Annotated in this window: 17 protein-coding genes; 11 read left to right on the top strand and 6 right to left on the bottom strand. The window is 72.3% G+C overall.

What is annotated here, in order from left to right; translation table 11 throughout:
- Positions 1–119: 119 nt before the first annotated feature.
- Complete coding sequence (locus ACIP60_RS21895; RefSeq protein WP_400686890.1) at positions 120–908, bottom strand: SDR family oxidoreductase; 789 nt, start codon at positions 906–908, stop codon at positions 120–122.
- Positions 909–1238: 330 nt separating this feature from the next.
- Here ACIP60_RS21895 and ACIP60_RS21900 point away from each other — a divergent pair, with 330 nt between their 5' ends.
- Positions 1239–2261, top strand: a complete 1023-nt coding sequence (locus ACIP60_RS21900) for an alpha/beta hydrolase (RefSeq protein WP_400686892.1) — start codon at positions 1239–1241, stop codon at positions 2259–2261.
- 201 nt (positions 2262–2462) lie between these two features.
- The gene (locus ACIP60_RS21905) at positions 2463–3176 is read left to right on the top strand and encodes a hemerythrin domain-containing protein (protein WP_400686894.1); all 714 of its coding nucleotides are present in this window, start codon (positions 2463–2465) and stop codon (positions 3174–3176) included.
- Between the two features lie 1161 nt (positions 3177–4337).
- On the opposite strand, the gene ACIP60_RS21910 is transcribed toward ACIP60_RS21905, so the two are convergent.
- Positions 4338–9737: a LamG-like jellyroll fold domain-containing protein gene (locus ACIP60_RS21910; RefSeq protein ID WP_400686896.1), complete on the bottom strand. Its 5400-nt coding sequence runs from the start codon at positions 9735–9737 to the stop codon at positions 4338–4340.
- 781 nt (positions 9738–10518) lie between these two features.
- On the opposite strand from ACIP60_RS21910, the gene ACIP60_RS21915 reads away from it, so the two are divergent.
- The 7 genes from ACIP60_RS21915 to ACIP60_RS21945 all read left to right on the top strand — a co-directional run bounded on the left by ACIP60_RS21915 (position 10519) and on the right by ACIP60_RS21945 (position 20531).
- A complete protein-coding gene (locus ACIP60_RS21915; protein ID WP_400686898.1) occupies positions 10519–10941 on the top strand; it encodes a hypothetical protein in 423 nt (140 codons plus the stop codon).
- A gap of 2 nt (positions 10942–10943) precedes the next feature.
- A complete protein-coding gene (locus ACIP60_RS21920; protein ID WP_400686900.1) occupies positions 10944–13796 on the top strand; it encodes a hypothetical protein in 2853 nt (950 codons plus the stop codon).
- Positions 13797–17006, top strand: a complete 3210-nt coding sequence (locus ACIP60_RS21925) for an RHS repeat domain-containing protein (RefSeq protein WP_400686902.1) — start codon at positions 13797–13799, stop codon at positions 17004–17006.
- A 111-nt stretch (positions 17007–17117) separates the two neighbouring features.
- On the top strand, positions 17118–17615 hold the full coding sequence (locus ACIP60_RS21930; RefSeq protein ID WP_400686904.1) for a hypothetical protein: 498 nt from the start codon (positions 17118–17120) through the stop codon (positions 17613–17615).
- Positions 17616–17769: 154 nt separating this feature from the next.
- Positions 17770–18534, top strand: a complete 765-nt coding sequence (locus ACIP60_RS21935) for a TetR family transcriptional regulator (protein WP_400686906.1) — start codon at positions 17770–17772, stop codon at positions 18532–18534.
- Positions 18535–18665: 131 nt separating this feature from the next.
- On the top strand, positions 18666–19421 hold the full coding sequence (locus ACIP60_RS21940) for an SDR family NAD(P)-dependent oxidoreductase (protein WP_400686908.1): 756 nt from the start codon (positions 18666–18668) through the stop codon (positions 19419–19421).
- 69 nt (positions 19422–19490) lie between these two features.
- Entirely contained in the window at positions 19491–20531 is a 1041-nt protein-coding gene (locus tag ACIP60_RS21945) for an NAD(P)-dependent alcohol dehydrogenase (RefSeq protein WP_400686910.1), read from the top strand.
- Between the two features lie 106 nt (positions 20532–20637).
- Here ACIP60_RS21945 and ACIP60_RS21950 read toward each other — a convergent pair whose 3' ends face one another.
- Complete coding sequence (locus tag ACIP60_RS21950; protein ID WP_100835920.1) at positions 20638–21111, bottom strand: pyridoxamine 5'-phosphate oxidase family protein; 474 nt, start codon at positions 21109–21111, stop codon at positions 20638–20640.
- A gap of 70 nt (positions 21112–21181) precedes the next feature.
- Between ACIP60_RS21950 and ACIP60_RS21955 the strand changes: the two genes are divergently transcribed.
- Entirely contained in the window at positions 21182–21733 is a 552-nt protein-coding gene (locus ACIP60_RS21955; RefSeq protein WP_400686912.1) for a DUF1697 domain-containing protein, read from the top strand.
- Between the two features lie 20 nt (positions 21734–21753).
- Here ACIP60_RS21955 and ACIP60_RS21960 read toward each other — a convergent pair whose 3' ends face one another.
- Complete coding sequence (locus ACIP60_RS21960) at positions 21754–22821, bottom strand: helix-turn-helix transcriptional regulator (RefSeq protein WP_400686914.1); 1068 nt, start codon at positions 22819–22821, stop codon at positions 21754–21756.
- 202 nt (positions 22822–23023) lie between these two features.
- Here ACIP60_RS21960 and ACIP60_RS21965 point away from each other — a divergent pair, with 202 nt between their 5' ends.
- The gene (locus ACIP60_RS21965; RefSeq protein ID WP_400686916.1) at positions 23024–23422 is read left to right on the top strand and encodes a VOC family protein; all 399 of its coding nucleotides are present in this window, start codon (positions 23024–23026) and stop codon (positions 23420–23422) included.
- A 126-nt stretch (positions 23423–23548) separates the two neighbouring features.
- Here ACIP60_RS21965 and ACIP60_RS21970 read toward each other — a convergent pair whose 3' ends face one another.
- Positions 23549–24466, bottom strand: coding sequence for a siderophore-interacting protein (locus ACIP60_RS21970; protein WP_400686918.1), 918 nt, complete (start codon positions 24464–24466; stop codon positions 23549–23551).
- Between the two features lie 239 nt (positions 24467–24705).
- Positions 24706–25065 carry an arsenate reductase family protein gene (locus tag ACIP60_RS21975; RefSeq protein WP_111553046.1) on the bottom strand — a complete coding sequence of 120 codons (360 nt, stop codon included), beginning with the start codon at positions 25063–25065 and terminating at the stop codon, positions 24706–24708.
- Between the last annotated feature and the right edge of the window lie 237 nt (positions 25066–25302).

Raw genomic sequence — 25302 nt, forward strand, 5'->3', positions numbered from 1 at the left:
CGCCGCCGGAGGCATCGGGCGGGTGCGCACCGCCACCCCCGTCCCGGACGTCGAACTGCGCGGCGGCCGCCGGGGCGGACACCTCGAACGAGTCCGCCCCGGCGCGCCGCTCCCGCCGCTCAGCCGCGGCCGATGTACGGCATCGCGGTGGCCATCACCGTGGCGAACTGGACGTTCGCCTCCAGCGGCAGCTCCGCCATGTGGCGCACCGTCCGGGCCACGTCCGCGACGTCCATGGTCGGCTCCGGCACGGTCCGCCCGTCCGCCTGCCGCACCCCCGCGCCCATCGCCGCCGTCATGTCGGTGGCCGCGTTGCCGATGTCGATCTGCCCGCAGGCGATCCGGTACGGGCGGCCCTCCAGCGACAGGGCGCGGGTCAGGCCGGTGACGGCGTGCTTGGTCGCGGTGTAGGCGATCGCGCACGGGCGGGGGACGTGGGCGGAGATCGAGCCGTTGTTGACGATCCGTCCGCCCCGCGGGTCCTGGTCCCGCATCCGGCGGAACGCAGCCTGCGCGCAGAGGAACGCGCCGGTCAGGTTGACGTCGACCACGGCCCGCCAGTCGGCCGCCGCGACCTCCTCGACCGGGGCGGACGGGCCGAACATCCCGGCGTTGTTGAACAGCAGGTCGATCCGGCCGAAGTGCCCGGCCGCCGCGTCGAACAGCGCCTCCACCTGACGCTCGTCGGTGACGTCGGCGGGCACCGCCAGCGCGCGGTCCGGCCCGAGCCCGGCGGCGGTCTCCGCCAGCGGGTCGGCCCGGCGGCCGGCCAGCACCACCCGCCAGCCGGCCGAGGCGAGCTCTCGGGCCACGGCGCGGCCGACGCCGCTGCCCGCACCGGTGATCACGGCAACCTGCTGGGACACGCGCACACTCCTCGGGACGGTTCCGGAACACGGAACCCCCATGATCGCCGGGCCGGGGCGCCGCGTCAGCCGGAGGATCGTCCGAGCCCGGCCCGGCGCGCCGCGGCCGGCCGCCGCGACACGCCGACCGGCGGGCCCGCGCACCCCCGCCGACCGGCCGGAACCACCCCCGCCGACCGGCGGATTGTCGGCCCGGACGCAACCGGCCCCGAGAGCGGCACGTCATAGGATCACGGGAGGCCCGGACCGCCGCCGCACGCGCGGCCGGGGCCGTACCCGGGGTGTGCCGGTGACAGTCGCGGCCCGTCCCCGACCCTCACTGACCAGGGCCCGGACCCGGCCGCCGGGCCGGCCCCGCCCGGAGAGAGCACCGTGCTGCCGCAGCCCCGCCCCGCCGTCCGCCACCCGCTGGCGGCCGCCGCCCTGCTCGCCCTCGCCGTCCCGCTCGCCGCCTGCGGCAGCTCCGGCAGCGGCGCCGACTCCGCCCGGGCCGCGATCTCCACCGGCCAGAACTCCGCCGCCGCGCCGCCCAGCAGCGCACCGCCGAAGCCGACCAAGGTGCTGATGCCGACCGGCCCGGCCGCCCACTTCTCCACGGCCCGGGACACCAAGGCCGGTCCGATCCTGATGACCACGCTGGCCGGGCCCAAGTCCGGGGTCAGCGGCAAGGTCTGGGTCTGGCTGCCGCCGCAGTACGACGACCCCGCGTACGCGAAGACCGGCTTCCCGGTGCTCACCCTGTACGCGGGCGGGCAGAGCGCCGGGTACAACACCTGGACCGACAACCAGCTGCCGATCCAGGAGGCCGACCAGCAGATGGCCGCCCAGGGCAAGGCCCACCCGTTCATCATGATCATGCCGGTGCAGAACCTGGACTCCGACGAGGCCAAGGCGCTGGAGTGCGCCGACATCCCCGGCCAGCCGAAGATCGGCACCTGGATGTCCCAGGACATCCCGGACTTCGTCCGCGCCAACTTCCGCACCCTCAGGGGCCGGGACGGCTGGGCCGTGATGGGCGCCTCCACCGGCGCGTTCTGCAGCGCGAAGCTCGCCCTCCAGCACCCCGACGTGTTCAAGGCCGCGGTGCCGATCGACGGCTACTGGAACCCCGACTCGCCGCTCTGGAAGGGCCACGAGCAGGAGCGCCTGGCCAACAGCCCCGACCAGCTGATCGGCGCCGGCGCCGCCGACGTGCGGATGCTGGCCACCGCGGGCGGCGCCAACCCGTACGAGACCAAGCTGGTGAAGAACTGGGTCGCCAAGGCCAAGGCCCCCACCACCGTGGAGTACTACGAGCAGCCCGGCGGCAAGCACCTCACCTCGGACTTCAAGAAGATGATCCCCACCACGCTGGAGTGGCTGACCGCCAACACCGCCGGACCGGAGTCCGACTGACGACCCGCCGGAACGGGGTGCAACTCCGTCAGAACCGTCCACCGAGGCCCGTAAAACGCTCTGACCTGCACATCAATCGGTCGTTCATTCGACCCTGATGGACTGTGGTCACCCTGGAGCCGTGGACCGGAGAACTGGACCGGGGCGGCCGCACCGCGGCCCCCGCTCCGGCCAGCCCCAGACCGTCGTGAAGAGAGCGCCATGTCCCGTCACCTGCTGCCCGTCGGCCCCGCGACCGCCCCCGCCCGGCAGGACCGGGCACCCGCCGCGGCGGTCGAACCCGCCCGGGTGGTCGAGCCCCTCCCGTTCGCCGGCCTGCGCCTGGTGCACGCCGCCGTCCGGCGCGACCTGGCCCGCATCCCGCAGGCGCTGCGCCTGCTCCAGCCCGAGGACCGCGAGTCGGCCGACGCGCTCAAGCGGCACTGGGACTTCGTCACCGCCATGGTCACCTGCCACCACGAGCAGCAGGACACCCGGCTCTGGCCGGTGCTGCGCCGCTTCGCGCCCGAGCTGCGGCTACTGCTCAACTGGCTGGAGTCCGACCACCACAACCTCGACCAGTGCTTCACCCGCACCACCACCCTGGTCGGCATCGCCACCCGCGACCCGGCCAGCGCCTGGCCGGTCTCCTACGCGGTCGAGGAGCTGGCCGCCCGGGTGGAGACCCACCTGCGGATCGAGGAGCGCCAGCTGCTGCCCCGGATGGCGGGCGTCTTCCAGCCCGGCTCCCGGATCGGCACCCTGCCCGAACTGCTCGACCTGCTGCGGATCGCCGACGGCCCGTCCGCGTCCGACGCCCTGGTGTGGCTGCTGGAGGGCGTCCACCCGGAGCAGGTCGACCGGCTGCTCGCCGACTGCGACGACGAGACGGTCCGCCACTGGCCCCGGTGGAGGAACACAAGAGAGGGGTTCTGAACTGTGGCGTTTCCTTTCAGCGGTTGCATGAGGACGCCGGGTGAGCCCCTGGACCTGAACATGGACGCCTAGGTGGAGGAGCTGCTGACGGCCCCGCCCGAGTGGTCGCCCGAGCGGTACGCCAGGATTCGCGGGCTGCTGGAGGGTGGCACGCCCGCCGCCGGCGAGTAAGGGACAAGGCATCGGCCCACGAGGGCGGTGCCGGGTGCGTGGACAGATCTGTCCACGCACCCGGCACCACGCTGGTTGGCAAGCGCCGGTCCGCTTCATCGGTGCCGTGTCGAAGCCGATCACGCCACCTTGTCGTAGCGCTGTACCGCCCCGCTCTTGGTGGCGGGCGAGTTGCGGCTCCGGGTGCTGTCCGGCCGGGCCGGGGCGAAGAAGATTTGATAGTTCTGACCTGGGATGTTTTGGGGAGTGGCGGCATGAACACATATAACGAGCGGCTGGGTAGGATCATGGGCGCCTGGGTTGAGGAGAGGTTGGCCGGCGGGCATGCGAGCGGTCATGGAGCCGCTGCCGGCGGTGAAGGTCAGGGCGGGCACAACCCGCCACGTAACCGTCCGGTACGTCCGGCCCCGCCCGTTCGAGTGGGTACCGCGCCGGCGGCGCCGTCTGCTGCCGGGTAAGAGGGTAGCTGGTCGTCCCGGATGTCAGGTTCGAGACCTTGGGCGCCTGCGCCGCGGTGAGCGGGGCACGGAGTGTGGTTGTCCGCTGGAGGACCGATGCATCGACCGCAACGCCGGTGGGCTGCGACGGCCATTCGTACCGGCCGCTCTGATTCCCCGGGCGTGCCACGGGCGATCCACTGGACGAACACGTGCAACCTGACGTGCCAGTACCTTCAGCTCGGCGGTGGCTCTGCCGAGTCTTTCGCTCTGCCCGCAGCCGCTCGTACTCGACGTGGCACGCCTGGTACGTCCAGCCGGTGGTTCAGAGGTAGGTCGGCAGGCCGGAATCCGCGTGCCATTCGTGCCGTACGGCGTCGTCTCGGGTCCCGTCGTCCGGCAGGCGTGCGGTCTCGAACTGGGCGTTCGCCACGGCTGGCGCCCAGTAGCCGCTGAGGACCCGACGGAGGCGCAGCCGTTCGCTGTTCGGGCCGACCCCCACCGACACCCCGCAGCGCCGTTGCCGGTGCTGCGGGGCCCTTTCAGCCGGAGGTCAGTGGACCGGCGTGAGTTGCTGGTACAGCGCACCGGCCTGAGGGCCGGTCAGTGCGTAGGTCCATGCCTGCAGACCGCTGATCGAACCGGGGAAGTAGTCGACCTGAGTGGCGTTGTGCTTGGCCGAGCCGACCGTGAAGGCGCCCGTCGAAGGCCAGTTGGTGATGCCGCTGCCGGTCGCGGCCAGGGCACCGTTGACGTAGAGCCTGGCGGTCTTGGCCCGGGCGTCGTAGGCGCCGACCAGGTGGACCCAGTTGCCGACGGCACCGGCGGCGCTCGCACAGGGTGAGGTACCCACGCCATTGGCGTTGGCCGTGTCGCTCTGCATGAACATCAGGCACCACTTGGCGTCCGACTGGTGGTACTGCAGGTAGAAGCCGGAGGCCTGGCTCCCGCTCTGCGCCGCGATGGTGGCGTTCGTGGTCGGTGGCGAGGCGAGCTTTACCCAGGTGGAGACCGAGAAACTCCCGTCGGTGGTCACCGCCTGGGAGGCGGTGGCACCGGTGCCAGAGGTGCCGTCCAGGGTCAGCACGGTGCCCCGGGCGGCGTCGGTGGCGTAGTTCGCGCCGCCGCTCAGGGTGAGCGGCAGCTGTCCGTACGTCCACGGGGTGCTGGTGATGCCGGTCCCGGTGTCGCCGGCCTGGCCCGGGGTGTTGTCGTTCAGCACCCAGGTGTCCTGCGCCGTGAGGATCGCCGAGGTCAGGGCCCCATAGCCGGCCTGGGTGAGGTTGACGTGGTCGCCCGCGTCGGCACCGGCGGCCAGCTTCTTCTCACCGTTGCCGGTGTCGGCGACACCGAGTGCGGCGTCCGGGTCGGCGTAGTAGAGGTAGGGCGTACTGAACTGGTTCATCGACAGGTTGCCGCCGCCGAGCCAGGTGTTGACCGTGGTGCGGTAGCCGTCGACCGTGCTGGTGCACGGGTCGTTGGCGCCGGCCACGCCGTCGCCGGTGTAGCCGTCGCACGGGGTCAGGCCGACGGTCGTGACGTTGACACCTGCCGTCTGCAGGTACGACAGCAGCTGCGCCAGACCGGTGCTGGTGAGGGTGTTGGCGTCCGTGCCGCCGAGCAGGTCCTCGATGCCTTCCTGGAGCACCACGGAGTTCAGGCCGGGCTGGTCCAGGATGTCGCGGTCGATCCGGGAGAGCGCCGAGACGCCGCCGACGGGGCCCCCGCCACGGGTCTGCGGATTGTCCTTCATGATCTGGTTGGACTCGATGCCCTCGGCCACCGTGCCCGCGGGTGTGCTGGTGGAGCTGACGGCACCAGCCAGGTTCTCGGCCAGCCGCGGGTAGGTGTTGGCGGCCGAGCTACCCGGCTGGCCGGCGTCGGTCAGGCCGTCGCCGAGCACCGCCTGGGTCGGCGTCCCGGCCGTGGTCACGTCGAGGTCGGTGAGCACGTCGGTGTACCAGCCCTTCGAGGTACCGGTGCCGGAGAACGCGGTGGCCGCGGTGTCGGCCGTGTGGTCACCCGAGCCGGGCGCCGACAGGTAGGTGAACGCCAGGTTGGACCACGGGTGTTCGACCAGGTAGGGGACGGAGTTGGTCAGGCTGAAGGAGACCAGCAGTTCCTGGTTGGCGGTCACGGTGAAGGGCAGCGGGTCGCTGTAGACCATGGCGCCCTGCGGGATGCTCACGCTCTGGCTGCCGCCGAAGGTCAGGCCGACCGGGACGGCCGCCGGCGTGGCCGAGGGGGTGGCACCGGACTCGATCGCCACGGTGACGTGGCCGATGTCCAGCCGGCTGGTGCCGAGCGCGTCGTCCAGCTTGACCCGCAGGCTGTTGCCGGAGACCGACGGCCGGACCACGGTCCGGAAGGTCTGGTTGGAGAAATTGCCGCCCTGGTAGTTGAAGTTGCCCTCGGTCGGACTGGCCCAGGCGCCGGTCCAGGTCTGGCCGGTGGCGGGGGCCACGGTGGTGCCGTTGGCCTCCGCGGTGCCGACGGTGGTGTTGCGGGTGGCCAGGCCGAAGATGTGCAGGCCCGGCTGACCCGCCTGGTTGCCCACGTCCGGGAGGCTGATCGAGCTGATCGCCTTGCCCGGCTGCAGCGGGATCGAGAAGGGGTAGATGCTCGCGGCGACGGACTCCTGGCCGGTCGGCTTGTTGCGGTGCGGCAGGGTGATCGCCGCCAGCGCGCTCGGCCCGGTGGTCCAGTCCGGCACGCTCAGGGTGTACGCCTGCTTGGACCCGTCGGAGTAGTTGATCGTGCCGGTGCTCGCGCAGTAGGCGGCTGGCTGGGTGGAGTTGAAGCAGTAGACCCCGGTCACCGGGGTGTCCTTGGGCACGTACGGGGCGGCGTTGCCGCCGTCGACCGCGCCGTTGGCCTTGAAGTTGGAGTTGGTGCTGGTGGCCAGTACGGTCAGCGCAGTGCTGCCCGAGGCCGGTACGGCCTGGTTGAAGGTGACGGTCTGGTTGGCCGCCAGCACGTTGTCGGCCTGGCTGCTGCCGAAGGACGGCAGGGTGAAGGTGGCGCCGTTGACGGTCACCTTCCGGCCGGAGGTCCAGCCGGCGTTGTTCAGGTCGGTGGCCGAGAAGGAGGCCGTACCGTCGGCCGCGCCGGCGGCGCGGTTGCTGTCCGCGCTGATCGCCGTGTTGTTGAAGCAGGCGGTCAGGCTCGCGCAGCTGACCGGGGTGTGCGCGGCGGCCGTGAAGCGGTAGGCGGCCATGCCGGAGACGTCACCGGCCTGGTCCACCGAGGCGGCCCACAGGGTGTGCGGGCCTGGGGCCAGCGGGGTCACGTCGATCCGCGCGGTGTCGTAGATGCGGTTGATGTCCCAGTCGTCCATCGTCCACGAGTACAGCTGGACATCACTGATCTGGGCGTTCGCGTAATCGCCGTAGGCGCCCTTGTAGAGCCGGCGGCCGATCTGTACCGGTCCCCTGGCATCCCAGTTGGCCCCGGTGTACGTGGTGCTTCCGGCCACATGGCCGTTGACGTACATGGTGAGCTTCTGGGTGGCAGGGTCGTAGACGCCCGCCAGGTGGGTCCAGACACCGGCGACCGGGGCCAGCGGGCCGCTGCTCGGGCCGAAGACCTCGGCGGCAGTGCCGGTCATGTCGTCGGCGTTCATCTTGTTGAAGCTGAACGCGTGCCAGCTGGCGGAGTAGTAGAGCTGGAAGCCGTTCTCGGTGCCCGCGGTGTCGGACTGGGAGACGATCGTCGAGTTGCCCGAGAGGCTGTTCAGTTTGACCCAGGTCGAGACCGCGAGGGTCTGGTTGGTGTCGATCACCGGGTAGGAGGTGGTGCCGTAGCCGGTGCTGCCGTCGAGCTGCAGGACCTTGCCGCGGACCGGGTCGTTGACCCAGCTGTTGCCGCCGTTCAGGGTGACCGGGTTGCCGTAGGCGCCGGTGTCCTTGCCGGTGGTGCCGCTGCCGTCGTTCAGCAGCCAGTGCCCGTCCGGCACGCTGAGCCAGCTGCCGTTGGCCGCCGCGATCTGGTTGGCGGGGGTGCCGCTGGTGGCCGGCGGTTGGTCCAGCCCGTAGATCATCTTGGGCGCGTAGGCGCTGTCCGGGTTTCCGGTGATCTCGAAGGTCGTGGTGGTGCCGGCCGCCGCGCCCGTGGCACCGCCCTTGTCGGTGTTCGGGTAGGTGGTGTTGGGCATGACGAACGGGCTGTCTGCCGCGGTCGGCTCTGCGATGAAGTGGCAGACCGGGGACCAGTCGGACCACGCGGCGCCGTCGTAGACGCTGGCCTTCCAGTCCACCACCTGACCGTTGGTCAGGCCGGAGACGAAGTTGCTCGGCAGGGAGAACTGGCCGGTGCTGCCGGAGGCCAGGCTGTCACCGGACCAGCCGGTGCTGACGTTGCTGGAGCCGTCCACCCAGTACTGGTAGCCGACCTGGACGGAGTCGCCGTCCGGGTCCGAGGCCCGGGCGTTCAGTACCGGGGTGTTGGTGGCGATGGTCTTGCCGATGTACGGGTAGGGCGCACCGGTGGCGCAGCCCGCGTTGTCCGAGCCAGTCACGGCGGACAGGTCGCCGACGCCCGGGGTGTACGGGTGGTGGTTGAAGAAGATCTGCAGCGAGGGGTTGTCGGAGAGCCGTGAGAAGCCGTTGCGGTCACGGCTGTTCTCGTAGTCGTCCTCGGTCAGCGCGGCCGTGAACTGGCCCCAGTGGCCGGCCGCCGACTGCCGCATCGGCCCGGTGACGTCCAAGCCGTGGGTGACCGAGCCGTTGCCCGGGCAGTAGTCGTGGTTGTAGGAGGGGCCGAACGGCGCGCTGGAGAGTGCTGACCCATAGCCGGGCTGGTTGTTCCAGTTGGTGCCGGAGCCGATGCCACCGGCCCAGTGCAGGTAGACCGTGGCGGTCACGCCGCAGCTGGAGGAGTACACCTTGGTGGCGTTCACCGTGGCGGAGTTGATGTCGGCGTCCCACATCACGGTGGGCAGGCTCCACTGGTAGAAGGCCCGCTCGATGCCGATGCAGCTGCTCCAGCCGTTGTAACCGGCGCCCAGCTGGCCGTAGTTGCCCGCCGAGGAGGTGTTGTTGTAGAGCGAGGCGCCGTTGCACGGCGAGCCCTGCTTCACCTCGTCGAAGGCGGGGTTGTTGGCCGAGGCCGGGTGCCAGTTGAAGGTCGGGTCGATGAAGGCCGGGTAGACGGTCGAGCTGTCACCGAGCATCGCCGCGTCGGGCACCAGGGTGAGCCTGTCGCCGGTCGCCTTGGTGCCCACCATGGCGATCCGGGCGGCCGAGCCGGGGTGGGCCGCGTCCGACGGGTCGCCCACGGACGCGGTGGGAGCGGTCGTGGCCGCCCGCGCCGCGGCGGCGGTGCGCGGCACCTGTTCCTCGGCCGGATCGGCCGTGGGGGCCGCTCGGTTGGAGTCCCACATGATCGGTGTGCCGGTCTCCAGGGCGGCGTGGCCGCCCTGGACGAGCACCCCGTCCTGTGCCTTGCCAGCCGTGACGGTGCCGCCGGTGGTCTTCGCCGCCAGCTCCAGCTCGGCCACCGCCGGGTTCTTCGCGGCCTTGGCGTCCTTGACCACCAGGACTTCGCTGAAACCACCTGCCACGGTCGCGGACAGCACCAGGTCGACGCCGGGCAGTACCTCGCCGTAGGTCGCGGTGCTGCCCTTGACGACGGGCGCGGGCAGTGCGCCGGGCCAGCTGAGGCTGTACGTCGTTCCGCCCGAACTGGTCGACACCATAGGCCCGTTGCCGCCGCCCGAGAAGCTGACGGAGCCGTAGGCGGTGGCCGCTGGGGCGAGGGTGCCGTCGGCCTGCCGGTGCAGGGCGGTGTCGACCTGGGTCCAGCTGCCGGCCTGCTTGGTGCGGACCGGCTTGGGGTTGCCGGTAAAGGCGAAGCCGCCCTTGGGCTGGGCCACCACCTGGGTGGTCTCGGTCGTCAACTCGTCGACCGCGACCGGCTGCCCGGTCGTACGAGCCTTGGCGGCGGCCGCGGTCATCGCGGCCTCCTGGGCCGGGGTGCGACCTGAACTCCCGCTCAGAATAGGCAATTTGTCGTCAAGTTTCGCAGCGGCCTGAGCCGGAGCGGCGGTTCCGCTCACCGAGACGGGGTCGAACGGGCCGGCCGCGGTCGCCGGAATGGTCCAAAGGGCTGTGGAGAGAACAGCGCCGGCGACTGTCGCCAGCGAGGCTCTTCTGCCGTAGGTTCTCGGACCGGATATCGGTCGATGGGATTTCTGCATGGGGGTGGTTCCTTCGTCGAGCCAGAAGGGATTTTCTTCGTATCGCCCCTGCCGGGGGCGCGAGCGGACCTTATGACCAGGGTTGACACCCGGGCAAGCCGTCATCGGTTGACGACGGTTCGATGTCAGCTGCGGCTTTCAAGGCAAATGATGCTGCTATGCAATGAAGATGATTGTCCGTCACCGATTGTCCGTTTTTAATCCACCTTGTCGATGTGGCGACGGAAAAGAATCGCATGCGCATGGCCTTTCTGTTGTGAAGGGCGCTTTCGTCGTTCTCTGAACCTCTGGTACTTTCCCTGCCGGATTTGGCGGAAACCGCCATGACATGAGGGGCGCGACGATGGCGTTCGGGCAGCACCCGACGAGAACCAGTGGTCCGGGGGACCGGCCACTGAACCGTAGACGAACAGCGCCACGCGCGCTGTTGGCCGCACTGCTGACGGGAAGTATCGCCGCCGGCACGCTCATCGGCTCACCGCTCGTCCTCGCTGCCGAGAGACGACCGGCGACTCCTGCCAGGCCGGCTGAGCGCTCGGTGCCGGTGGCCCCGGTCAAGAGCCACTACGAGAAGCCCAAGCCCATGGGCGCCTGGCAGCCCACCAGGACCAGCTGGCCGAGCGGCACGGCCGACGCCACGGTCGGCGCGACCGCTGCGACCGCCGGGCAGGCCGGTTCGCTCCCGGTCCGGCTCTCGGCCGCGCAGCACTTGCCGACCGCCGCCACACCGGCCAAGGTGCACGTGACGGTGGCCCCGCACGACACCGCGACCGCTGCCGGCGTCAGCGGCGTGCTGCTCTCGGTCCAGCGCGCCGACGGCACGGACGCTCCGGGCGCGGCGCACCTCTCGCTTTCCTACCAGCAGTTCCAGGACGCCTTCGGCGGCGACTGGGGCTCCCGGTCCGGCTCTCGGCCGCGCAGCACTTGCCGACCGCCGCCACACCGGCCAAGGTGCACGTGACGGTGGCCCCGCACGACACCGCGACCGCTGCCGGCGTCAGCGGCGTGCTGCTCTCGGTCCAGCGCGCCGACGGCACGGACGCTCCGGGCGCGGCGCACCTCTCGCTTTCCTACCAGCAGTTCCAGGACGCCTTCGGCGGCGACTGGGGCTCCCGGCTGGCGCTCGTCGAGCTGCCGGCCTGCGCGCTGACCACGCCGCAGGACCCGGGCTGCCGTACCCGCACGCCGGTGCACTTCACCAACGACGCGAAGAACCAGCGGCTGGAGGCGGACGTCCAGGTCCCGGCGTCCGGCTCTGCCAAGGCGGCGTCCCCGTGGGCAGCCCGGAGAATGACGGCTTCCGCCCCGATGGTGCTCGCGGCCACCGGGTCCGGCGCGGGCGGCGCGGGCGGTGGTGGCGGCGACTTCACCGCGACCGATCTGCGGGCCTCCGGATCTTGGCAGGCCGGCGGTTCCTCGGACGCCTTCACCTGGAGCTACCCGCTGCCGGTCCCCGCCGTGCCGGGCGGCCAGGAGCCCAAGCTCAGCCTCGGCTACAACTCCCAGACGGTGGACGGCCTCACCTCCTCCACCAACGACCAGGCATCCCTGGCCGGTGACGGCTGGCAGTTGCCGAAGTCCTTCGTCGAGCGCTCCTATGCCTCGTGCCACCAGAACCCGGCGGGCGCCACCCAGACCTGGGACGTCTGCTGGTCGGCCAGGAACACCCTGACGCTCTCGCTCAACGGGTCCTCGACCACGCTGGTCAAGGACGACAACACCGGTGTCTACCGGGCACAGGACGATGCCAACGAGCGGGTCGAGTACCTGACCGGCGCCACCAACGGGGCGCAGGGCGGCGAGTACTTCCGGGTGACCACCGCCGACGGCGTCCAGTACTACTTCGGCCTCAACCAGCTGCCGGGCTGGGCCTCGGGCAACGCGACGACCAACTCGGTCTGGACCGAGCCGGTCTACGCCACGGACGCCGGCCAGCCCTGCTACAACGCGACCTTCGCCAACTCCTGGTGCCAGCAGGCGTACCGGTGGAACCTCGACTACATCGTGGACCCCCACCAAGACGTCACCTCGTACTTCTACACCACCGAGCAGAACGCCTACGCGGCCCACATGGCCAGTACAGCGACCGTCGGCTACACCCGCGGCGGCTACCTGTCGAAGATCCAGTACGGACAGCGGGCAGGCCAGGTCTACTCGACCCAGCCCGCCGGTCAGGTACTCTTCAGCGTCAACGGCCGCTGCAGCACGGCCGCCACCGGCTGCAACGTCTCGACGCTCAACTCCGCCAGCGCCGCCAACTGGCCCGACGTGCCCTACGACCTCAACTGCGCGATGGGTGCGAGCTGCCAGAGTCAGGCGCCGTCCTTCTGGACGGAGTACGAGTTGACCGGCGTGCAGACCCAGGCGCTGGTCGGCACCACCGAGACCAATGTCGACTCCTGGGCGTTCACCTACTCGTTCCCGCCCACCGGCGACTCCACCAAGCCGGCCCTGTGGCTGAGCACCATCACCCACAGCGGGCAGGACATCAGCGCGGGCGGCTCGACCGCCGCGCTCACCCTGCCGGCGGAGACCTTCACGGGCCGTCCGCTGTCGAACCGGGTCAACGTGACCAACGGCTACCCGCCGATCACCCGTCAGCGGTTGACCGGGATCACCACCGAGAGCGGTGAGACCATCACGGTCAACTACTCGGCTCCCGACTGCGCGGGCGGCACCCCGGCCGACGCCTCGCAGAACACCAAGCGCTGCTACCCGGACTACTGGACGCCGACCGGCCAGGCCAACCCGATGCTGGACTGGTTCAACAAGTTCATCGTCACCAACGTCACCGAGCAGGACCCGACCGGCGGTAGCGCCCACGACACCATCGTCACCAGCTACACCCCCGTCGGCACCCCCGCCTGGCACTACAACACCGACCCGACCACGCCCGCCAACCAGCGCACCTGGGACCAGTGGCGCGGCTACTCGGGCATGATCGTCTCCACCGGCACGGCACCGGATCCGATCACCAAGACCCAGTACACCTATTTCCGCGGCATGAACGGCGACATCCTGCCGAACAGTGGTGTGCGCAGCGCCTCCGTATCCGACTCCCGGGGCGACCCGGCCGTCACCGACCTCGACCCGTACGCGGGAAAGGTCTACGAGATCCAGACCTTCAACGGCACCGCCACGGTCACCGACTCGGTCACCGACCCGTGGATCTCCGGCGCCAGCGCGACCCACGCCCCGAGCGGCGGACTGCCCGCGCAGCAGGCGTTCCACACCGGGGACGCGGACATCAGGGTCTACACCCCGCTGGCCTCGGGCTCGACCCGGGTCACCGAGAAGGACTTCACCCACGACGGCTACGGCCGGGTGACGGCCATCAACGACCAGGGCGACACCGCCACCACCGCCGACGACCTGTGCACCACCGTCTCGTTCGCGGACAACACCACCGCCTGGATCCTCGACAAGACCGCCGAGGTGAAGACCGTCTCGGTCGACTGCGCCACCACACCCAGCCTCCCGGCCAACGCCGTCTCCGACGCCCTGGCCTTCTACGACTCCTCGACCACCTCGGGCGCCGCACCGGCGGTGGGCGATGTGACGATGAGCCAGAAGGCGACGTCCTACACCGGTCCGACGCCGGTCTTCACCACGCTGACGAGCGCGACCGTGGACCAGTACGGCCGGACCACGTCCACCTCGGACGCGCTGGGCCGGAAGACCGGCACCACCTACACCCCGGCCACCGGCGCGGCTCCGACCTCGGTCGCCGTCACCGACCCGCTGCTGCAGGTCACCACCACGAACTACGACGCGTTGCGCGGACTGCCGGTCAGCAAGACCGACCCGGCCGGCTAGGTGACCTCCGAGAAGTACGACGCGCTGGGCCGGGTCACCGCGGTCTACCTGCCCGGTCAATCCGCGCCGAACCCGCCGAACCTGAAGTACGGCTACACGGTCAGCAACTCGGCGGCGTCCACGGTCTCCACCTACACCCTCAACGACGATTCGACGTACCGGCAGACCGAGGTGTTGTACGACGCGCTGCTGCGGGCCCGGGAGACCCAGACGCAACTCGTCGGCGGCGGCCGGATGATCACCGACACGATCTACAACACGGACGGTTGGAAGTCCGTGACCACCGATTCCTACTACAACGGCGCGCCGGTCGACGGCACGTACGTGCAGGCCCAGATCGGTGACGTGCCATCGGCCCTAGGCTTCGCCTACGACGGCGCCGGCCGCCGGGTCACCTCCACGGCCTACGCGAACGGCACCGAGACCTGGCACACCACCACCACGTACGGCGGGAACTTCACCACCGTCGTGCCGCCGGCCGGCCGGACGCCGAGCACCAGCGTGGTGGACGCCCGGGGCCGCCAGACCGACCTGATCCAGTACAAGGCCGGGATGCCGACGGACTACGTCACCGACCCGCCGGCCGACTACACCGACACCAAGTACACCTACACCCCGGACGGCCAGAAGGCCACCGAGCGGGACCCGGCCGGCAACACCTGGTCGTGGGGATACAACCTGCTCGGCAAGCGCACCGACAACTACGATCCGGACACCGGCCACGCGGTGCTCGGCTACGACGCGGCCGGTCAGCTGACCACCTCGACCGACGCGCGCGGCCGGCAGAGCACGACCACCTACGACGCTGACGGCCGCAGGACCGGCGTCTACGACACGACCACCACCCAGGCGCTCACCAGCGCCAACAAGCTGGCGGGCTGGGTCTACGACACCCTCAAGAAGGGGATGCTGACCTCCAGTACCTCCTACTCCAACGGTGACACCTACACCTCCGCCGTGCTGGCCTACAACAGCCTCGGCAAGCCCTCCGCCTCCAAGGTCACGCTGACCGGCGAGGCCGCCGGCCTCATCCCGGCCGCCGGCCTGACCACCACCTACGGCTACACCCTCACCGGTGCGCTGAAGACCCAGAACGACCCCGCCGAGGACGGTCTGCCGGCCGAGACCCTCACCTACCAGTACGACCAGTTCGGCAGGCCCACCCAACTCGGCTCCAGCGGCGGCGCCAGCTGGACCTACGTGAGCTCCGTCGGCTACAGCAACGAGGGCCAGCCGGTCGAGTACCGGATGGGCCCGACGACCAGTCAGGTCTGGACCGACCTGACCTACGACCCGCAGACGCACAACCTGACGGACGTGCAGACCAAGGCCTCCACGGTCTCCGGCACCATCGACGACCTGCGGTACAACTTCGGCAACTCCAGCGTCTCCAAGGGCGCCGGCCTGCTGACCTCGGTCGTCGACAGCCGGAACGCCGGCACCGCCGTCGACACCCAGTGCTTCCAGTACGACTACGCCGACCGGGTCCAGCAGGCATGGTCCGCGACCGACAACTGCGCCGCCACGCCCGCCCCGGGCAGCAGCGCCGGCGTCGGCGGCCCGGTCAGTCCGTACTGGCAGTCCTGGACCTACGACGCCGCCGGCAACCGCACCACCCAGACCGACCACAACCCCGCCGGGAGCATCACCAACGACACCACCACCACCTACAGCTACCCGGCCGCCGGCTCCGCCACGGACCAGCCCCACACGCTGACCGGCACCACCGCCACCGGCCCGGCCGCCACGGACAACACGGCCACCTACCACTACGACACGGCCGGCAACACCACCAGCATCACCGGTGGGGTCCTGGGCAACCAGACACTGAGCTGGAACACCCGGGGCAAGCTGGACACCGACACCACCAGCGCCGGCACCACGTACTACGTCTACGACGCCGACGGCAGCCTGCTGGTGCGCCGCGGTCCGGGCAGCACCACGCTGTACGCGGGCGACGCCCAACTGGTGTACGACACCGGCACGCAGACGGCCAGTGGTACCCGCTTCTACGGCATCGCCGGTGCCACCGTCGCCTCCCGGACCAGTGCGGGCACCGTCTCGTACCTGATCCCGGACCGGCAGGGCAGCGACCAGCTCGCGGTCGACGCCTCCAGCCAGGCGGTGACCCGCCGTCAGTTCCTGCCGTTCGGCACCGCCCGCGGTACGAGTTCGACCTGGGTGGGCGGCGACCTCGGCTATGTCGGTGGTCACAAGGACGCCGTCACCGGGCTGGAGAACCTCGGCGCCCGGGAGTACGACCCGGTCATCGGCCGGTTCCTCAGCGTCGACCCGCTCCTCGAGTCCGGTGATCCCAACCAGACCAACGGGTACGCCTACTCCGGGAACGATCCGGTCACCGGGGCCGATCCGACCGGTCTGAGGGCCGATTCGATCGAGCCGGGCGACTGCGGTGCGGCCTGTGTCCAGCACAACATCGACATCATCAACCAGGCCAACGCCGACACCGAGAAGTACTTCGAGGAGCAGCGGGCGGCCAAGCAGGCCGGCCAGGTCCGGATCAGCCAGCACGTCTCGATCGCCGCCGGCAACCCGCACGCCGCAGGCCTGAAGGCGGCCTGGGAGCACGAGGTCGCCCGGTTCGGCCACCTGCCGAAGGACGCGGATGAGGAGTACCGCACCTGGCGGGCGGCCTGTCGCGTGAGCAGCGACTGCACCCCGTACATGATCGGCGCGCTGGGCATGGGCGCCTCCGGGGCGCTAGATGGCGGCGGCAGCGGGGACATGTTCGAGAACGGTGCGATGGAGGTCACCGAGACCGGAACCGTGCGCAGCCTCAAGGACCCGCAGTCCATGCGCGGGGCGACCCGGGAGGAGGTGCGCTTGCTGGCCGAGGAGGCCGGTTTCGTTCACCAGCCGATGAATGAGCGGGCCGCCACCGGTGGCGAAGGCGACCTGTACCGCATGCCGGGCGAGTCCGGCGTGACGATCATGTGGGAGAAGGGCGACCCGAGCGCGTACGGCGATCCCGTGCACCATGGTCCCTACATCAAGTACCAGGTCTCCAAGAAGGCGAACGAGGGCAAGGCCGTCGAGCTGCGGGTGCCCGCGGACGGCAATCCCGATCCCAGCGCGGGCAGCACCGGTCAACTGCCGGCGCGGGCCCAGGGCTGGCTCGACGAGAAGATCCCGGAGCCGGGTGCCGCTCCCGGCGAGATCGACTTCCCGGGCACGGGGGCAGCCCCGTAACACCAGCGCGCCCGTACCATGACGGGCCGTGACACCACCCGAGGCCGCCGGGACGCCACCGATCACGGGCGTTCCGGCGGCCCCACCGCACCGATGGAAAGGCTTTCAACCATGGAGCGCGCCAACCGTCTCCCCGAGGATCCGACCGAACTCGAGCAGCTCCTGATGCGCGGGGCTTCCACCGTCCGGCAGGTGGAGGCAGCCGAGCGGCTGGTCCTGCGGGTGCCGCAGCTGCGGGCCTGGCTCATCGAACGCGGCTTCCTGGCCGTCCGTCGGCAGGGCGACTTCGTGTACGCCTCGACGTACTTCGAGGAGGCGGTCGATGCCGCGGTCGAGATCCTGCGGGGCGGCCACCAGGCCCTGGCGGACACCGGCCTGACCATGTCCGGCTTCTCCGTGCTCGGGGTTGCCGCCAACCTCTCCGGACAGGTGCAGAACTCCCTGCGCTACGCCGCCCACACCATCGATGACGACGATGCCAAGCTAGTGGCCGAAGCGGTGCTGTACGCCCTGGGCTACATGGACGCCACGGTCGACGTCCACGGCAACGAGGTGGACGGCTGGGGGCCGAACTCCCTCGCCTACGAGGAGCGGCTGGAGAACCTCTGAACCGGCACCACGACACGTACGCCCGCTGCACCGACCGGCTGTGGGGGCCGGCCGGGCAATAGCCGGCCTCCGGGGCGCGGGCCGACCGATCGGGTCGTGATGTCCCGGCAGGACTGATGTCCCGCCGGGACATTTTCAGGAGTACGGTGGGGCCATGAGCACCGACCGGTCCGCACCGCGCGCCGAGTCCGCGCCCGCCGACACCTTGGGCGTCCCCGGGCCGCGCGGCACCGACGAACCCGCTGCGTACGACACCGCGCCGCCCGGGGCAGAGTTGCCTGAGGCGGGGCCGTCCGGGGCGGGGCCGTCCCGGGAGGAGCGCGGGCGGCGCGACCGCAAGGCCCGCCGCACCCGCGAGACGATGGCCGCCGCCGCGCTGCGCCTCACCCTGGCGCACGGCTTCGCCGCCCTCGCCGTGGAGGACGTCACGGACGCCGCCGACGTCTCCCGCCGCACCTTCAGCCGCCACTTCGGCTCCCGCGAGGACGCCGTCCTGGACTGCCTGCGCGCCGACTTCGCCCGGATCAACGAGGCGCTCGCCGCCCGGCCCGCCGCCGAACCGCCGGTCGCCGCCTACCGGGCCGCCGTCGCCGCCTGGCTGCACGACCCCGACCCCGAGCACCCCGCCTGGCACCGCCGTCCCGGCATGCGCGACCTGTTCGTCCTGATCGACGAGGAGCCCGCGCTGACCGCCGCGTTCCGGCGGATCGCGGTCACCGAGGAGGAGCGCTCGATCCGGCTGGTCGCCGCCCGGCTCGGCCTGCACCCGGAGACCGACCTGCGGCCCGCCGTCGCCGTCGGCCTCGGCGTGGCCGCCCTGCACGCCGCCACCCGCACCTGGGTGCGCGACCCCGCGGGCGACCTGCCCACCCTGCTCGACCGCGCCTTCGACCTGGCCGCGGCCGAACCCCCGAGCTGACCGCCCCCGGACCGGCCGACCCGGGCCGCTCCCGGGCCGCCCGACCCCCGCAGACCACCCGCCGGCCACCCGCCGGACGGGAACAGCACCACCCGCGCCCACCCGCGCGCGGCGTACGAGAGGAACCACCCATGACCACCCAGGAGTTCGCCGGCCGCACCGCCCTCGTCACCGGAGGCGCCTCCGGCATCGGCCTGGCCACCGCCACCCTGCTCGCCGAGCGCGGCGCCGACGTCGCCGTCGCCGACTACAACCTGGACGGCGCCCGCGCGGCCGTCGCCGCGCTGGAGGCCACCGGCGCGAAGGCGCTGGCCGTGCAGCTCGACGTCACCGACCCGGCCTCGGTCGAGGCCGCCGTCCGCGCCACCGTTGACGGCCTCGGCCCGCTCAGCCTCGCCGTCAACAACGCGGGCATCGGCGGCCCGGTCGCCCCCACCGGCGAGTACGACCCCGAGGCGTGGCGCCGGGTGCTCGCCACCAACCTGGACGGCGTCTTCTACTCGCTGCGCTACGAACTGCCGGAGATCCTGGCGGCCGGCGGCGGCTCGGTCGTCAACATGGCCTCCATCCTCGGCACCAACGGCTTCGCCGGCTCGCCCGCGTACGTGGCCGCCAAGCACGGCGTGGTCGGCCTCACCAAGACCGCCGCGATCGAGTACGCCCCGCAGGGCGTGCGGGTCAACGCGGTCGGCCCCGGCTTCATCGACACCCCGCTGCTCAAGGACACCGACCCCGAGGGCCGCGAGCTGCTGATCTCGCTGCACCCCGCCGGGCGCCTCGGCCGGGCCGAGGAGGTCGCCGAGCTGACCGTCTTCCTGCTGTCCGACCGGGCGTCCTTCGTCACCGGCAGCTACCACCTGGTCGACGGCGGCTACGCCGCCCGCTGAGCCACCGCCGGGGGTTCCGTTCCGGGGGGGTTTCCGTTCCGGGGGTCCGCGCGCAGAGGAGCGTCGAACATGAAGGCAGTCCAGTACCGCACCGTCGGCGGCCACCCCGAGGTGGTCACCGTCCCCGATCCCGAGCCCGGCCCCGGGCAGGTCCTGCTCAAGGTCACCGCCGCCGGGGTCTGCCACTCCGACATCGCCGTGATGAGCTGGTCGGCCGAGCAGCTGCCGTTCCCGCTGCCGCTGACCCTCGGCCACGAGGGCGTCGGCACGATCGCCGCGCTCGGCGCGGGCGTCACCGGCTTCACCGAGGGCGAGTCGGTCGCCGTGTACGGCCCGTGGGGCTGCGGCAGCTGCGCCAAGTGCGCGGAGGGCAAGGAGAACTACTGCCTGCGCGCCACCGAACTGGGCATCCGGCCGCCCGGGCTGGGCGCGCCCGGCGCGATGGCCGAGTACCTGGTGGTCGACGACCCGCGCCACCTCGTCCCGCTCGGCGACCTCGACCCGGTCCGCACCGTCCCGCTCACCGACGCCGGGCTGACGCCATACCACGCGATCAAGCGCTCGCTGCCGAAGCTGGTGCCCGGCTCCACGGCCGTGGTGATCGGCACCGGCGGCCTCGGGCACGTGGCGATCCAGCTGCTGCGGGCGATGACCGCGGCCCGGGTGATCGCGCTCGACGTCACCGAGGAGAAGCTCGCGCTGGCCCGCACCGTGGGCGCGCACGAGGCGGTGCTCTCGGACGGCGCGGCGGCCGGCAAGGTGCGCGAACTCACCGCCGGGCTGGGCGCGCAGGCCGTCTTCGACTTCGTCGGCGCCCCGCCCACCACGGCCCTGGCCGGGCAGCTGGTCGCCGTCGAGGGCGACGTCACCCTGGTGGGCATCGGCGGCGGCAGCCTGGCGGTCGGCTTCGGCGTGCTGCCGTACGAGGTCTCCGTCACCTCCCCGTACTGGGGCAGCCGGGCCGAGCTGATCGAGGTCCTCGACCTGGCCCGGGCCGGCGCGGTCGACGTGCACGTCGAGACGTACGGCATCGACGAGGCGCCGCTCGCCTACGAGCGGCTGCACGCGGGCAAGATCAACGGCCGGGCGGTGATCCTCCCCAACGGCTGACGGCCGGGTGCTCCGGCGGTCCTGCGGTTCCGCGGTCTCGCGGCGGTGGCCCCTCGTCCTGGACGGGGGGCCACCGGTGTGCCGGGTGCCGCCGCCGTGCCGTGCGCTACCGGCGTTCGACGACCCGGACGGCCTCGCCCGGGCGCCAGCTGCTGATCACCAGGTGGTCGTCCGCGACCTCGGTCAGCACCGCCCCGGTGAGCTCCAGCCGGAACGCGTGGTACGGGCCGGGCGGCGGCCCGGGCAGTGCCGCCTCGTACGCCGCGATCTCCGCCGGGTCGGTCAACTCGACGGCGCGCAACGAGAGTTTGGCGTCGCCGCCGACCATGTCGGTGCCGGGCCCGGGGTTGGAGTGCAGCGCGCAGCGGCCGTCCCGGCGCAGGTCGGCCGCCTTGACCGCGCCGGCCATCGAACCGAGGAACAGCTCGGGCCCCTGGAAGTCGACCTCGGTGCCGCTCACCCGGGGCGAGCCGTCCCGGGTAAGGGTGGCGAGGACGTGGTGCTTGTGCGCCTCGAAACGGGCCCGGACCCGCTGGGCGAGGTCGGGTGCCTGCTGCTCGAACTCCTGCCAGGTCGTCATGGCGCGCAGTGTAGGCGGTGGGACCGACAGTTCCCGGGACGTGTCGGCGGCCCGGCCTACACTCGGCCGCATGGAGACCTACATCGCCTTCCTGCGGGCGGTCAACGTCGGCGGACGCACCGTGACGATGGACCGGCTGCGGGAGCTGTTCGCGGGGCTCGGCCTGGAGGGCGTGCGGACGTACATCCAGAGCGGGAACGTGTTCTTCCGCAGCGCGGAGACCGACCGGGCGGCGCTGGCGGCCCGGATCGAGGCGGGCCTGGCGGCCGGGCTCGGGTACCCGGTGCCGGTGATGCTGCGGACGGTCGAGGAGGTCGAGGCGCTGCTCGCGCTCGACCCGTTCGCCGGGGTGGAGCCCGGTGAGGACAGGCGGCTGTGCGTGCTGTTCCTGTCCGAGCCGCTGCCGCCCGAGGTCGCGACCGCGCTGCCGGTCGCCTCGCCGAAGGGCGACTGGGAGCTGATCGGCGCCACGGCGGACGCGGCGTTCGTGGTGATGTACCTGCGCAACGGCCGGCTGAACGGCAACCCGGCCACCGCCTTCCCCAAGTCCTACACCGGGCAGGCGACTTCGCGGTTCTTCCACACCACCGCGAAGATCGCCGCCGCGGCCCGCAAGGGCTGAGCGCCCGGGGGCGGTTCGATTCAGTCGCCGGGAGGCCGGGCCGCGGCGGCGAGCCGATCGGCCAACGCGGCGACCAGGCGGCGGAGTTCGGCCGGTTCCTCGATCGTGAACGGGCGGTCGATGGCCGCCAACGCGGCCGGGAGCCAGTCGAGTTCGGCGACCCGCAGTTCGACGTCCGACCAGCCTTCGACGTCCGGTCCGCCGGGGTTCGACCCGCCTGGGTTCGGTCCGCCTGGGTTCGGCCCGTCGAGGTCCGGTCCGTCGATCAGGGCCAGGCCGGGCGGCAGGTGCCGGTGGATCCGGTCGGCGTCCGCGCGGATCCGCAGCCGGACGCGGTGCCGGTGCGGGGCGGTGGCCAGCGCGTGCAGGACGCGCGCGGCCGGGTCCGGCCCGGCGGGCGGGTCGAAGGTGCCCGGCAGCGGGCGGGGCGCGGCCAGCCGGTCGAGGCGGAACAGGCGCTCCGCGTCGGCGCCGGTGTCCCGCCCGGTCAGGTACCAGCGGCCCGCGTGCAGCACCAGCCCGTGCGGCTCGACGGCCCGTTCACCGGTGCGGCCGTCCGCGGCGGTGTAGCGGAAGGCCAGCGGACGGCGGTGGCGCACCGCGTCGGCGACGGTCAGCAGCGCCGCCGGATCGGGCGCGGCGGGGGTGGCGGGGGCGGCCGTGGTGGCTGCGGGGGCCGGGGGAGCGGGCGCGGGGGTGAAGGCCAGTGCCTCCAGCAGGGCGTCCAGCCGGTGGGCGAGCCGACGGGGCAGCACCCGGCGGATCTTCGCGGCGGCCGTCTCGCCCGCGGTCGCGGACGCGGCGGACAGCCCCGCCCGCCCGGCGGCGACCAGGCCGAACAGGGCGGCCAGCGCCTCCTCGTCGGTCAGCATCAGCGGCGGCATCCGGTGTCCGGGCGCGAGCCGGTAGCCGCCGTACCGCCCGCGGACCGACTCCACCGGCAGGTCGAGGTCGACCAGGTGCGCGACGTACCGGCGGACGGTGCGCTCGTCCACCTCCAGGCGTTCGGCCAGCTCGGCGACGGTGCGGATACCGCCGGACTGCAGCAGCTCCAGCAGGGTGAGCACGCGGGCCACGGGTCGGGTCATGCCGACGATTCTCCTCCGATCCCTGCCCGATACCGGGCGGATCCTGTCCGGTATCGCCGTTAGCGTCGGTATCGACCGCACCGGAACACCGGCCCGGACGCCGCTCCTCCCGCCTGCTCGCCTGTCGGGCCGGGGCCGGGGGCGGAGCGGCACCGGGACCGGCCGCACCGGATCACCGCACCGACCGCACGGGAGCCCCCGCATGCACCTCGTCTCCGTCCGACTGATCACCGCCGACGTCGACCGCCTGGTCGCGTTCTACGAGCGGGCCACCGGCCTGACCGCCGTCCGGGCCACCCCCGACTTCGCCGAACTCCGCACGTCCGCCGGGACGTTGGCGATCGGCAGCACCCGTACCGTGCCGCTGTTCGCGCCTGGCTCGGCCGAGCCGGCCGCGAACCGCAGCGCCATCGTCGAGTTCCTGGTCGAGGACGTCGACCTGCTGCACCGCCGACTGGCCGACGGCGGCGCGGAGTTCGTCAGCGGACCGACCACCCTGCCGTGGGGCAACCGCTCACTGCTGCTCCGCGACCCGGACGGCACGCTGGTCAACTTCTTCACGCCGGTGACGGCGGAGGCCCGCGCCAGGCAGGGTGTCTGACGTGGCGTCAGGAAGACTTCCGCTGCTGGAGAGTGTGCAGCCACCCCGGCGGCAGGGCCGTCTCCGCGTCGCCCGGCGGGCCGGTCCGCTGCTTCGGCTGGGCCTCCAGGCGGCGGGCGGCGGCGCTCAGTTGCCCTGGAGTTGGCGGAGGGTCTCCTGGGCGTCGGCGAGGTCCTCGGGGGTGGGGGCGTCGTCCTGGGTGAGGCGGGTGCGCCAGTAGCCGGTGGAGTGGACGGTGGGGCGGGGGAGGCGGCGGTCCTCGATCAGGTGGCGGCGCAGGGCGCGGACGGTGGTGGCCTCGCCGGCCAGCCAGGCGGGGCCGGGGGTGGGCGGGAGTTCGGCGGTGCGCAGGGCGGCGATCAGGCGGGTGCCGTGGGGGGCGTCCCCGCGGTGGACCCAGTGGGCGGTCAACTCGCCGAAGCCGAGCAGGGGTTGCTCCTCCTCGGGGCCGGCCACCTCGATCCAGGCGTGCGCCCGGGCGCCGGCCGGCAGGGCCTCGACCAGGGTGCCGAGGGCGGGCAGCGCGGACTCGTCGCAGGCGAACAGCAGCGGCAGGCCGCCGTCCAGCGGGAACGGGCGGGCGAACTCGGGGGAGGGCCCGAACATCGCCAGCACCTGCCCGGGCCGGGCCTGCGCGGCCCACGCGGCGGCCGGTCCGCCCGCCCCGGGCGCCCCGCCCGCTCCGGGCGCCCCGCCCGCTCCGGGCGCTCCGGCCGTCCCGGCCGGGCCGTGCAGGACGAAGTCGACGTCCACGGTGTGGAGTTCGGCGTCGTGGGCGCGCAGGGTGAAGGAGCGCATCCACGGGCGGCGGTCCTCGGGGACGGCGTGGCAGGCGTGGTACCAGCTCATCAGGTCCTGGCCGGGGGCCGGGACGGGGAGATCGGGGGCGTCCTGGCCGGGGCGGGGGAAGTACAGCTTGACCTGCTGGTCGGGCCCGGCCAGGGCGAACCCGCCGGGCGGCAGCGCGAAGGTGACCCGGGCGGTCCGCGGCGTGGGCCGGTGCACCCCGGTGACGGTCAGACGGCGGATCGGCAGGTCGGACACGGTGCGCTCCCGGCAGGCTCGGGGGATGGACCGCCCCAGCCTGCCGGGGCCCGCTCACAGACCGCTGTCAGCCCGCTGTCACCGCCCGGAACGGGACCGGCCGCGGGCCCCGCGCGGGACTCCGGCGCGCGAGGCGGCAGCGTACGGGTGTCGGCGCACGGGTGTCGGCGCACGGGCGGCAGCGCACGGGCGTCGGCGCACGGGTGTCGGCCCGGCAGGGAGTCCCGGCGCGCGGAGCGTCAGTGCGCGAGGACGTCCTTCAGCGCGTCCGGGGTGCGCCCGATCACGGTGTAGCCGTCGTCCGCGGTGATGATCGGGCGCTGGATCAGCGCCGGGTGCGCGGCCATCGCCGCCGTCCAGCGGGCCCGGTCGGCCTCCTCGCGGCCCCAGGAACGCAGGCCCAGTTCCTTGGCCACGGCCTCGTCCAGCCGGGCCACGTCCCACGGCTCCAGGCCCAACCGGCCCAGCACTTCGGTGAGTTCGGCGGCGGTCGGCGGCTCGTCCAGGTAGCGGCGCACGGTGTACTCCACCCCGGCCGCGTCGAGTTCGCCCAGGGCGGTGCGGCACTTGCCGCACCGCGGGTTGATCCAGATTTCCATGGCCGCCCAGCCTACCGAGCCCGGCCCGTCCGCCACCGCCGTCCGCCGCCCCCGCCGCTCACGGGCGGTGCACCAGCGGGGTGGGCGTCGGCCCCGCCACGTGGCGACTCCGGACCGGAGCGCGTCGGACTGCCGCGGGGGCGGGCCCGCGAAGGGCTCGGCCGACTCGCCGGGGACGACGATCCGCGCCCGCGGGGACGACGCACTCCACCGCGGAGAGGTCATCCGCGGTGGAGT

The organism is Kitasatospora sp. NPDC088783 (assembly GCF_044750705.1).
Lineage (GTDB): Bacteria > Actinomycetota > Actinomycetes > Streptomycetales > Streptomycetaceae > Kitasatospora > Kitasatospora fiedleri.